Source organism: Exiguobacterium sp. s26 (genome assembly GCF_018618235.1).
GTDB classification, from domain to species: Bacteria; Bacillota; Bacilli; order Exiguobacteriales; family Exiguobacteriaceae; genus Exiguobacterium; species Exiguobacterium chiriqhucha.
Window position 1 is genome coordinate 20,313 of record NZ_JACSLS010000001.1, and the last position, 12,227, is coordinate 32,539.

Annotated in this window: 11 protein-coding genes; all 11 read left to right on the plus strand. The window is 53.7% G+C overall.

All coding sequences use genetic code 11. The features are described from left to right. The first annotated feature begins 16 nt into the window (after window positions 1-16). The 11 genes from KNP82_RS00075 to KNP82_RS00125 all read left to right on the plus strand — a co-directional run bounded on the left by KNP82_RS00075 (window position 17) and on the right by KNP82_RS00125 (window position 12,223). Complete coding sequence (locus KNP82_RS00075) at window positions 17-862, plus strand: aldolase/citrate lyase family protein (RefSeq protein WP_214826530.1); 846 nt, start codon at window positions 17-19, stop codon at window positions 860-862. Next, complete coding sequence (locus KNP82_RS00080) at window positions 859-1,764, plus strand: NAD(P)-dependent oxidoreductase (protein ID WP_214799332.1); 906 nt, start codon at window positions 859-861, stop codon at window positions 1,762-1,764. The genes KNP82_RS00075 and KNP82_RS00080 overlap by 4 nt, the downstream gene beginning before the upstream one ends. A gap of 171 nt (window positions 1,765-1,935) precedes the next feature. Then, window positions 1,936-2,991 carry a glycosyltransferase family 2 protein gene (locus tag KNP82_RS00085; protein ID WP_214826532.1) on the plus strand — a complete coding sequence of 352 codons (1,056 nt, stop codon included), beginning with the start codon at window positions 1,936-1,938 and terminating at the stop codon, window positions 2,989-2,991. A gap of 13 nt (window positions 2,992-3,004) precedes the next feature. Then, window positions 3,005-4,159, plus strand: coding sequence for a glycosyltransferase family 4 protein (locus KNP82_RS00090; protein ID WP_214826534.1), 1,155 nt, complete (start codon window positions 3,005-3,007; stop codon window positions 4,157-4,159). Between the two features lie 17 nt (window positions 4,160-4,176). Further along, entirely contained in the window at window positions 4,177-5,367 is a 1,191-nt protein-coding gene (locus tag KNP82_RS00095) for a hypothetical protein (protein ID WP_214826535.1), read from the plus strand. A 130-nt stretch (window positions 5,368-5,497) separates the two neighbouring features. Further along, entirely contained in the window at window positions 5,498-6,259 is a 762-nt protein-coding gene (locus KNP82_RS00100) for a YveK family protein (RefSeq protein WP_051627686.1), read from the plus strand. Further along, window positions 6,228-6,929 carry a CpsD/CapB family tyrosine-protein kinase gene (locus tag KNP82_RS00105; RefSeq protein WP_214826537.1) on the plus strand — a complete coding sequence of 234 codons (702 nt, stop codon included), beginning with the start codon at window positions 6,228-6,230 and terminating at the stop codon, window positions 6,927-6,929. Before KNP82_RS00100 ends, KNP82_RS00105 begins: the two co-directional genes overlap by 32 nt. Before the next feature lie 12 nt (window positions 6,930-6,941). Continuing rightward, window positions 6,942-8,495: a lipopolysaccharide biosynthesis protein gene (locus tag KNP82_RS00110; RefSeq protein WP_214756219.1), complete on the plus strand. Its 1,554-nt coding sequence runs from the start codon at window positions 6,942-6,944 to the stop codon at window positions 8,493-8,495. Continuing rightward, a complete protein-coding gene (locus tag KNP82_RS00115) occupies window positions 8,495-9,139 on the plus strand; it encodes a sugar transferase (protein ID WP_285801263.1) in 645 nt (214 codons plus the stop codon). Before KNP82_RS00110 ends, KNP82_RS00115 begins: the two co-directional genes overlap by 1 nt. 1,542 nt (window positions 9,140-10,681) lie before the next feature. Continuing rightward, window positions 10,682-11,440 carry an Ig-like domain-containing protein gene (locus tag KNP82_RS00120; RefSeq protein WP_214826539.1) on the plus strand — a complete coding sequence of 253 codons (759 nt, stop codon included), beginning with the start codon at window positions 10,682-10,684 and terminating at the stop codon, window positions 11,438-11,440. A gap of 138 nt (window positions 11,441-11,578) precedes the next feature. Further along, a complete protein-coding gene (locus KNP82_RS00125; RefSeq protein ID WP_214826542.1) occupies window positions 11,579-12,223 on the plus strand; it encodes a thioredoxin domain-containing protein in 645 nt (214 codons plus the stop codon). Window positions 12,224-12,227: the final 4 nt, after the last annotated feature.

The following is a 12,227-nucleotide window of genomic DNA, read 5'->3' on the forward strand; positions in this document are numbered from 1 at the left end:
GGAAGGAGTGCTCGCCATGCCTTTGAAACTGATGTATATCACGAACCAGCCGGAGATCGCGCTGCTCGCTGAACAGAACGGAGTCGATTGGGTGTTCGTCGACTTAGAGTTGAACGGGAAAGTGGAACGGCAAGGTCATCTCGATACGGTCATCTCGCGCCATGCAGTCCGCGACGTGAGCCGGTTGCGCGCGGTCTTGAAGCATGCGGAGCTGCTCGTCCGCGTCAATCCGATTTTCCAAGGCTCGCGCTATGAGATCAATGAAGTCATCAATCGAGGGGCCGATGTCGTCATGTTGCCGTACTATAAGTCGGTCGACGAAGTCGCGGCGTTCATCGAGCTCGTCGACAAGCGGGCGGGCGTCTGTCTGTTGTGCGAGACGAAAGAAGCTGTCGCTTGTATGCCGGACGTGCTCAAACTAACGGGCATCGACTACGTCCATATCGGATTGAACGACCTGCATCTCAGTTACGGGCAGAGCTTTCTGTTCGAACCGCTCGCCGACGGGACGGTCGAGGCGGTGACACGTCAACTCCAGATAGCGGGCATCCCGTATGGGTTCGGCGGCATCGCCCGTATCGGGGAAGGGAGGCTCCCGGCCGAGAAAGTGCTCGGGGAGCATGTCCGACTCGGCTCGTCGCTCGCCATCTTGTCGCGCAGCTTCTGTAATATCGGGGTGACCGGAAAATTTGACGCCAAACAGGCACAAATGTTCCAAGAAGGGGTATGGAAAATTAGGGTGTACGAGCAACAGCTCGAACACGCGACACCGGAGTGGTTGGAATTGAACCGGTTGAGCCTCGTCTCGACCGTCGATGCCATCGCGACGGAAATCCAGAACCGGAAAGGGATTTTGTCATGAATTTGCTGTCGACAGGAGTGCGGTTGACTCCTGAACAACGCGCCACACTCGAACGACTCGGCTATACGGTGACGACGCTCCGGGAAGAAGCGGACGTGACGGACATCGATGTCTCACAGGTCGAGGGACTGATTTGTAACAACTTGTTTCAATATCGCCAATGTGAGGATTTCAAACGGCTACGGTTCGTCCAGGCCATCAGTGCTGGACTCGATCGTCTGCCGCTCGAAGAACTCGAGAAACGAGACGTCCGCATCTATAATGCTGGCGATACGTATGCCGTACCGATGGCCGAATGGGTCGTCTGGCAATTGCTCGACTTCATGAAGCACGGGGCGGCGTTTCGGGAGAAGCAGGCGAATCGGCATTGGGAGAAGGAACGGCGGTTGCGCGAACTGACTGGGAAGACCGTTGCCTTGCTTGGCCTTGGTCACGTCGGAGAGGCGATCGCGAAGCGGCTCCGGGCGTTCGATATGACCATCATCGGCGTCGGACATCGTGAGAAGCAGGTCCCGTTCGTCGACCGTTACGTGTTGATGGATGAGTTGCACGACGTCTTGGCGGAGAGTGACGTCATCGTCATCGCCTTGCCGCTCACCGACGAGACGTATCATGTCATCGATGCGGAGGCGATTGCGTCCATGAAAGAAGACGCTGTCTTATTGAACGTCGCACGTGGCGCCATCATCGACGAGACGGCGCTCATCGCGGCACTCGAGGAAGGCAAGTTCTTCGGCGTCGCCTTGGACGTCTTCGAGACCGAGCCGCTCCCGTCGGACCATGCGCTCTATAACTTCGAATGGGTGACGCTCACCCCGCACAATTCATACGTATCGGATCGGGTGAACGAGCGGCTGTTCGAGAACATCGTCCGCAATTTACGGCACGAACAACTTCAGTGACATGCGAAGCTGACCAAACGGTCGGCTTTTTTCGTTTTTTATAATTCACGAAAAGATTATCCACGACTCATTCCGTTTGTGAGTTACCGGGAAGGGCTTACGGGAACAACGAGGATAGACTCACAGCAATCACTCACATCATGAAACGACAACCTAGAAGGAGTGACCTACATGCCAAGCCTTACCCCGCGCGTCAGCCTCGTCGTCCCGGTCTACAATGCGAGCGCCTACGTCCGTCAGTGCCTCGATAGTTTGACACAACAGACGTACCCGCACGTCGAGATTATCTGCATCAACGACGGTAGCACCGACGACAGCCTCCACATCCTGATGGAATATATCCATGACCCGCGTGTCCAAGTGCTCGACCAGACGAATCGGGGCTGCGCCTTCAGCCGCACCCGAGGGCTCGGCATGGCGACAGGGGAGTACATCATGTTCATCGATAGCGATGACTGGCTCGACCTTGACGCGATCCGCATCCTCGTCGAACACGCCGAACGGGAGCGTGCCGACGCGGTCATGGGCACGTACGTCCGGGAGTACAAGGGCCGGTCGTTACCGAAGAAAATCTTTGACGCGGACTTTTTGTCGTTCGACGCGGACGAGACGAAACGCCACGTCCATCGTCGCCTGTTCGGACTGGTCGGCGAGGAGCTGGCCCACCCGGAAAACGTCGACGCGCTCAACTCGAACTGTTTCACCCTCTATCACCGTGACCTCGTCAAACATCTGACGTTCGGGGCCGGTCCATACGGCACGTTCAACGACCTCTATTTCCAAATCGAGGCGCTCGAGAATTGTCATCGTTTCGTCTATATCGATTACCCGGTCTACCATTACCGGAAGACGGACGCCGGTTCGATGTCGAGCGCGTATAAGCGAGACCTCGTGTCGTCACGGATGCAGTTCTTCCATATCTTGATGCGCTACATCGAGAAGCACCATCTCGGCGAGGAATACATGCGCGCCCTCTACAATCGCATCGCCCTCAGCATGATCGGCATCGGCTTGAACGAGCTAGCGGCACCGAAATCGCTCTTCGCCCAAGCCGATTCATTGAAGCAAGTGCTCCGGCAAGACGAATACAAGCAAGCCTATTCGCAGATGGAGCTACAGCATTTCGACGTGAAGTGGCGGACGTTCTTCCAGCTCTGTAAACATGAACGGACCGTCCCGCTCGTCTTGATGTTGCATGGGGTCGATTATCTTCGGAAACGTGTGTGAGGAGGAGAAAACGATGAAACGAGTGCTCATGGTCGCCTCGGTCGTCTCGATGATCGAGAGCTTCAACCGCGACAATATCCGCATGCTGCAAGAGATGGGGTATCAAGTCGACGTCGCCACGAACTTCGAATGGGGCAGCATGTATTCGCCTGAGAAAATCGCCCGCATCAAGCAAGACCTAGAGGCGAACGGGGTCGCGTTGTACCAAATCGATTTCGAACGCGACATCAAGAAGATGAATGGCCACGTCCGCGCCTATCAACAGTTGAAGGCCATCATGACGGCGAACCGCTATCACTTCATCCACTGCCACTCGCCGATCGGCGGGGTCGTCGGCCGGCTCGTCGCGCGCCAGACGCACACACCGTGCATGTATACGGCGCACGGCTTCCATTTCTTCAAAGGCAGCCCATCGCTCAACTGGATGCTGTATTATCCAGTCGAACGGACGCTCGCCCGATTGACCGATACGATCGTCACCATCAACGAGGAGGACTTCTCGCGGGCGCAGACGTTCAAGACGTCGCACACGTTCCGCATCCCCGGCATCGGTGTCGACACGAAACGGATTGAGGCGGTCACGATCGACCGGCCGTTGAAACGTCGTGGCCTCGGCATCGACAGCGCTACCGACTTCGTCTTGTTGTCGGTCGGCGAGTTGAACGAGAACAAGAACCACGAGACGATTATCCGTGCCATCGCCTCGCTGCATGAACCGACGCTCCGTTATTTAATCGCCGGGACGGGTGACAACAACGACCACCTCGAACGGCTCATCCGGGAGCTCGGGCTCGAGCGTCAAGTGACTCTGCTCGGTTTCAGGGACGACGTCATCGAAGTGATGAAGGCGTCGGACTGCTTCGTCTTCCCATCGAAACGGGAAGGGCTCGGCATGGCCGCGCTCGAGGCGATGGCCGCCGGGCTACCGCTCATCACGTCGAACGTGCATGGCATCAACGACTATTCGATTGACGGGGTGACCGGCTACAAATGTTCGCCGGAAGACGTGGCCGGATTCGCGCGGGCCATCCGCACGATGCAACTCGATTTCGATTTGTCCCACCAGATGGGACTCCATAACAGTGAGTCGGTCAAGGCGTTCGATGTCGACCGCTCGAAGACGGAGATGCGACGCATCTACGAGAGTTTTGATCGACCGATTGCCTGAAGAGAGGAGGGAGACGCATGAAACTCGATATCGAGGTCGGCGTCGTCAAATATCTGGTGCTGTTCTATTATCTGCTCGCGACGACCGTCTTCTATGCGCTCGCGATTTACGCGACCGGGAACGGCGTGTCGTACCATTTGTTCGGGGAAGGGGATGACGGCGTCTTCTACTGGGAACAGGCGATGAACGTATTTTACGATTTGTCGTGGATCCGGACGTCCATCTATCCATGGGTCATCGGCAAGCTGATGCAGTTGATCGGCACCGAGAGCGTGTTTGCCATCCGATTGTTCAACTTCGTCGGGATGGCGCTCCTCATCCATTTCGCCTTGAAACTTGTCTCCATCCAGCTCGCGACGACGGAGCTCGGGGAGAAAGAGGAACGCATTCGCCATTACGCCTATCTGTACGCGCTGTTTTGCTTCATCGCCTATATCAGCCTGTTCATCAACATCACGACATCGATTTACCGTGACGTCTGGATTTACATGCTCTATATCGCCGCGACGTATCTCGCCATCCGCTGGTTGTTCGAGAAGAACTGGACGTACTTCCTGCTCTTGATTCCGACCGTCTGGTTGCTCGGCGAGTTCCGGACGTACGCGCTCCTGTCGTTCGTCATGGCGACCGTCCTATGGCTGACGCTGCAAGCGGTGCGCAAAGTCGCCGGACCGTTCGTCATCCTGACGCTCGCGCTCGTCATCTTCGGTGTCATCTATACGTTCTTCATGGATGTCCAAGTCCCGATCGTCGACAAGACGCTCCGCTCAGCGTTGCAGTATCGCTCCGACGGCATCGGCTTCCTCGCCGGGGGCAGTCAGATGGGCATCCGGCTCGACGCGTCGAACTACTTTGGTTTCCTGTTCAATTACGTGCACAGTTATCTCGGCAACCTCGTCGGCCCGCTGCCGTGGGACGTCCGTGGCCTCACCATCTTGCTCGTCTTCTTCATCGAGGCGTTGCCGATGACGTTCATCCTGTTGTTCCTCTGGTCACGCCGCGCCTATGTCACGAAAGTGCAACAGTTCATCTTGATGCAGGCGTTCGTCTGGAACGGCTTGATCGCCATCACGAACGATAATATCGGGACCGCCCTGCGGCTCCGTGCCATCGCCTATCTGTTGATTCTGCTCGTCTTTGTCGTCGCCTATAGCCGGCATCGGGCCGAGCATGTGAAACAGACCGTCCCGCCCGTCGTCACGACGTAGATAAATCTTTCAAAAAAATGATAGGCATCTCCTTCCCGTTTGCATTTGACGGGGAGGGGGACGGGGAAATGGTCATTATCCAACAACGCATACAACTTTGAGTCGCACCAATGAAGGAGGTCAGGTTGCCGTGAAAGACATCAACGCATCGATTCGCGATATTTGGTTCATCCTGAAAACGAAGAAGTGGGTCATCCTGTTCACGATGGTCCTCGTCGGAGGCATCGCCTATTCGCTCAGCCGCTACGTCATCCCGCCGACGTATGAGGCGTCGACCCAGATTCTCGTCGTGCCGAAACAGACGGGGACGGAGACGCTCGACAGCACGCAGATTCAGTCGTCCCAAGGACTCGTCAACACGTATCGGATCATCATGAAGAGTCCGATCATCTTGAACGAGGTGCGCGAGAATATCGCCAGCGCCCCAGAGAAACTTGAGGATCAGATTGTCATCGAGAGCGAGGAGAATTCGCAAGTCATCACGATTCGGGCGACGGCCGATTCGGCAGCCCTCGCGTCATCGATTGCCAATGAGCTCGGACGCGTCTTCTCGAACGAGGTACCGAAACTAATGAATATCGACAACACACAAATCTTGTCACCGGCGTTCATCCCGGCCGAACCGGTCGAACCGAACATCCCGCGCAATACGGCGCTCGGTGTCCTGGTTGGCTTCATCTTGAGCAGCGGCATCGTGCTCATGCGTTACTTGTTCAATAAACAGATTCGCTCCGAGGCCGAGGCCGAAGCTATCCTCGGTATCCCGGTCATCGCGTCGATCCCATTGTTTGATCGTCAAATCGCGAAACCTGAGAAACGGAAGCCGCAGGAACCAAAAGTCGTAAAGGAGGGTGAACCGTATGTTCCGAAAACGCAACGAAAACTATCATAACCGGATGACGAAAAACTTGATCACCATTTACGAGCCGAAGTCGCCGATCTCGGAGCAGTATCGGACGCTCCGGACGAACCTCGAGTTCACGTCGCTCGGCTCGAAGCTGCAGACACTTCTCATCACCTCGACGTCGATGGGGGAAGGCAAATCGACGACCGCGAGCAATCTGGCCGTCGTCTACTCGCAACTCGGCAAGCGCGTCCTGCTCGTCGACTGTGACATGCGGCGTCCGACAATCCATCAAATCTTCCATATCGACTCACGGGTCGGACTGTCCAACGTGCTCGCCAAGCGCTCGACGGCCGAGTCCGCCATCCAGCCGACGCAACTCGACAACTTGTACGTCATGGTCGCGGGCGTCGTCCCGCCGAACCCGTCGGAGTTGCTCGCAGCTCCGGCGTTCCGGGAGATGCTCGATCATTTGAAGGACGACTTTGATATCATCTTGCTCGACGCACCGCCGATCATGCAGGTGGCAGACAGCCGGATCATTGCCCAGGAAGTCGACGGGGCAATCCTCGTCCTCAGCTGTGAATCGGCCGACCGGGATGAGGTCGTCAAAGCACGCGACCAACTGCTCATGACCGGGGCGAAGATTCTCGGCATCGTCTTGAATCGCCGCGAATCGCGTCAAGGCAAGGACGCCTATTACTATACGTATCAATGAGGAGGCTCTCCCATGGCGACCAAATATGCCATCGAACCGGAACAGACGAGTTCGAATCAAATCAAATACGGCGCCTTGGTCTCGTACGGATCAATCGGGTTCAACATCATCTCGGGGCTCCTCTACACGCCGTGGATGATCAGCAAAATCGGACAAGGGGACTATGGGTTATACGTCCTGTCGTTCTCGATTATCGCCATTTTCGCGTTCAACCTCGGGCTTGAGATCGTCGTCGCCCGTTTCCTCAGCAACTATCGGACGCACGGCGACCGAGCCGGGGAGATTCGTTTTCTCGGCATCGCCTATAAGCTGTTCTTCTTCTTGACGCTCATCCTGACCGTCGTCCTCGTCGTCCTCTATTTCCTGCTCGACGTCATTTACGGCAATTTGAGCGCGAGTGACATGGAAAAGTTGAAAGTCATGTATCCGATTGTCGGGTTTTACATCTTGATCACGCTGCTCGCTAAACCGATTGACGCCGTCTTTATCGTCAACGAGCGATTCATCCAGCTGAACACGCTGCTCTTCCTCGAGAAAATCCTCATCGTCAGCTTCACAATCGGGGCGCTCGTCATGGGTTTTGGGGTCTACGCCCTCGTTATCATCAACGCGGCGATGATTTTGCTGATCAACTTGTGTAAGTTGCTGTACGTCTGGAAAGGAACGGATACGGAGATCGACTTCACCGCATCCGGGAAAGGGATGTATCGCGAGATTTTCGTCTTCGCCTCGTGGCAGACGACGGTGTCGGCGACGCAGAACTTCTTGATGCATATTATGCCGACCGTGCTCGTCATCTTCGCGAGCGGTGTCGCCGTCGCCATCTTCTCGATTGGGATGGTCATTGAAGGCTACGTCCTCTTGATCGCCACGGCCGTCAACTCGTTGTTCTTGCCGAAAGTGACCCGACTCAACCACTCGGGCGGTTTGAAGGACATCGAGAACTTGATGATTCGGGTCGGTCGCATCCAGCTGTACGTCATCGGGCTCATCACGATGGTGTTCATCGCGATGGGGGCGGAGTTCATCCACTTCTGGGTCGGGGACGACTTCAAAGAGTCGTACGTCGTCGCGGCCCTGTTGATTGCGATGGGAATTATCACGTTGCCGCAAGAGATTGCCAACATCCATCTCGTCGCGACGAACCAGGTCCGCTACCGGGCGTACGGGATGGTGCTGTCGGCGGTGATTGCCTTGATTGTCTCGGCGTTCCTGAGCGGTCCGTACGGGGCGACGGGCGCAGCACTGTCGGTCATGATCGGATACTTGAGCGGCAACACGTTGTTCATGAACATCATCTACGCGAAAGTGTTGAAGCTCGACGTGTTCCGATTTTTCCGAGAATGTCACTTGAAGCTCGCCCCGGGACTCTTGTTCGTCCTCGGACTCGGCTTCATCGTCCAATATTGGTTTCCAGCTGACACGTTGCTCGGCTTCGTCTTCAAAGGAATGGGACTCGTCCTCGCCTACGCCATCTTCATGTGGGTGTTCACGGTCGATGCGTTCGAGAAAGACTTGGTCCGGTCGATGATTCCAAGCAAGCGATTCGGGAAGGGGGAAGTGTGATGGGGATGTATGAGACGTACGTTAAACGGCCACAAGACGTGGTGCTCGCGTCGGTCGCGCTCGTCGTATTGAGTCCCGTCCTCGTGACGGTTGCGGGTCTCATCAAGTGGAAGCTCGGGGGACCGGTGCTGTTCAAACAGAAACGTCCAGGCAAGGACGGCGTCATCTTCGAGATGGTGAAGTTCCGGACAATGACCGATGAGCGAGATGAACACGGCGAGCTGTTGCCGGACGAGATCCGTTTGACCCCGTTCGGGCAGACGCTCCGGTCGCTCAGTCTCGACGAACTGCCGAGCTTACTGAATATCATCAAGGGCGACATCGCCATCGTCGGACCGCGCCCGTTGCTCGTCGAGTATTTACCGCGCTATAACGAGGAGCAACGCCGACGTCACGATGTACGTCCCGGACTGACGGGACTCGCCCAAGTGAACGGACGGAACCGACTGACATGGCCGGATCGCTTCGCGCTCGACGTGAAGTACGTCGACAACGTCACGTTCTTCAATGACTGGAAGATCATCCTGCAGACGGTCGGGAAAGTCGTGAAGAAGGACGGCATCTCGTCGGATACGGCGGCGACGATGGAGGCGTTTATGGGGAATGAGATCGTTGAGGCGGAGTATCGGATTGGGAGTAAATGATTGGTGATGACCAGGTTTTCGGTTGGACAAATCGTCTGACGGATACCTGGCATTTTTTATGTCGTGGTATCGAAAAACATACACCTTTTTATAAAAACAAGAGACAAAATTTAGAAGGTAGATGGTATATTGTTCTTTGGAAAATCTTAATGGATGTTACATATGATTGATAAAGGAAGCGACAGAATGAAAAAATGGGTCAGTTTAATTGTAGTGATGTTATTGGTATTTAGTTCGTTTGATTGGAGGGTATTGGGGGCTGAAGATTTAGAACCGCCGACAATTATTAGCCACTCCATTCAATCCGGCTCATTCACGATTGGAGACACGGTGAAAATTAGCGTGTCAGTTAAAGACAATCTATCACCCGACCCGAGGGTACGGATATTCCTCATAGAACCTAAGAGCAAAAATCCTGCTTTCCACGTTCCGTTAAAGTCATTAGGAGGCGGGCAGTATATTGGAGAGATAAAGATTGTAGAGGGGATGGAAGAAGGTCGATACGAGCTGAACTTTCTGGAGAGCTGGGATGATAATGGAAACAGTACCATGTTATGGGGTGAAGAGAGCGGACAAGGGTTCACTTTGATTAATATGAACGAAGATAAGGAAGCTCCTCAAATTTTGAATTTCACAATTGAATCTGGTCCTTTTACAGTTGGTGACAAGGTCAAAGTTGAAGTTAAGGTAAAAGACAACTTGTCTGTCGACCCGGGTGTACGTATTTTTCTTATCGAGCCGAAGAGCAAGAATTCTTCTTTTTATGTTCCACTAAAATCGTTAGGAGGTGGGCAATATATAGGAGAAATAAGAATTGTAGAGGGTATGGAGGAAGGTAGATATGATCTTAATTTCCTAGAAAGCTGGGATGATCACGGGAACAGCGCCATGCTATGGGGAGAAGAAAGTAATCAAGGGTTTACTGTTTATAATACAAACGAAGACATGGAAGCTCCTCAAATAGTAAATTTTAAAATTGATTCTGGTCCTTACACAGTAGGTGACAAGGTGCGTATCGAAATCGAAGTAAAAGATAATCTTTCGGTCGACCCGGATGTACGTATTTTTCTTATCGAGCCGAAGAGCAAGAATTCCTCCTTTTACGTTCCACTGAAGTCTTTAGGAAATGGTCGTTATACTAGCGAACTTACGATTAAAGAAGGAATGGAGGAAGGGCGATACGAGTTAAATTTTTTGGAAAGCTGGGATGATCATGGAAACAGTAACATGTTATGGGGAAAAGAGAACGAACAAGGATTTGAATTAAAGTATCCTTCAAATGATCTAACAAAACCGACATTTACTTCAATAGAAAAAAAAGAAATCATTTTAGATGAATATGTCACAAAGTCGCTTACGATTAATGCTGAGGATGATTTAAAACTTAAATCAGTGCAAGGGACTTTCACTCATGATAATGGGGAGACGGTCATTTTATCGAGTGATCAGGTGACGTCTACTGGTTTTGACTTCCCGATATCATATTATTCGTTTCGGACTCATCCAGGTCGGTGGAGATTATCTAGTCTTACGATTTCTGACTTGAATCAAAATACTTTAACCGTTACGGAAGGGTTTGATGTATCGATTCAAGTTTTACCAATCATCGACCGAACTCCACCGGTTATTTCAGGTATCAGTCAGGGCCAAGTCACGAATCAATCGGTGACGATTCAATACAATGAAGGAACGGCGACGTTGAACGGGAAACGGATTCGCAACAATTGGCCGGTCAAGAACTCGGGCGCTTACACGCTCCGCGTCACTGATCAAGCCGGAAACGTCACGTCACTCACGTTCACGATCGATAAAGTGGCTCCAACGAAACCGACCGTTTCGACGCTCACTAACAAGTCGACGTACGTGTCCGGGAAAGCCGAGAAAGGCGCGACCGTGTATATCACGTATAACGGACGCACGTACACGACGAAAGCATCAAGTGCGGGTTCGTATCGCTACAACGTGAAGACGACGAAACCAGGGGCGACCGTCTCGGTGCGCGCGAAAGACGCGGCCGGCAACACGTCGAGCAGTACTTCTGTGAAAGTCCTCAACACGTTTCGGACGTTCACCGTCAACTCGGTGAAGTCGACGGCGACGACGATGACCGGAAAAGGCAACAAGGGAGCAAGCGTCCAGGCATACATCGGGACGAAGCTCATCAGCAAGACCGCGAAAGTCGATTCGAAAGGCAACTACAAGCTGACGATTTCACGTCAGAAACCAGGCGTGGTTGTCACCGTGAAGATGACGCAGAACGGATACGAAGAAGTGAAGAAGACGACACGCGTCGTCAAATGAATCGAGGGGGCCTTAGGGTCCGCTCGTTTTCTTATGTGTCATTTCTTTTGACAAATTTCACCATAACGTCACTCGAGTCTGCCAACCAAACGTGATATAACTAACATGTGAACGATTGAACAAATAGGAGGTTATACATTGAAGCGATTTCTGTTTTTATTCGTCGGACTCATCGTCATCCTTGCAGCCTGCAGTCCAAACGAGGCGGTCGATTCGACGAAGGTCCATACATACAAAACATACGAACTCCCGCTCGAAGACAAAGTCGCGCTCGGGGAAGGAGAGCACGAGATCGTGTTCGTCTTCGACTACAGTTGCCCGTGGTGCAAGAAGTGGATGGAAGAGGTACTACCGGAGATCGAGGAGCGCTGGATTGACACGGGCGAGGCGACGTTCAAAGGACAGCCGCTCGTCCTGTTGAACGAACAGTCACAACTGCTCGCGAACGTGGATTATAATGTGGAACGGCTCATCCCGGACCGCTATTATGAAGTGCAGCGCGCCATCGGGCTCGATTCCGGGTCGGACGGTTTTGGCACGGAAGCGTATGCCCGTGAACTCGCCGCTGAATTCAACCTCAATGCGGATGAACTGCTCGAGAATCACGTCGACGTCGGCATCCAAAACTCACGGCTGTTCACGCGCGACTTCGGCGTGGCCTACGTGCCGACGGTATATGTCGACGGCATCCAGCTCGTGGACGCGTTCAGCTTAGAGGAGATGGAACAGGTCATGGACGGGACGATTGAAGCAGGGGACCAAGTCGAGTTGCCGGAGGAATAAAAAT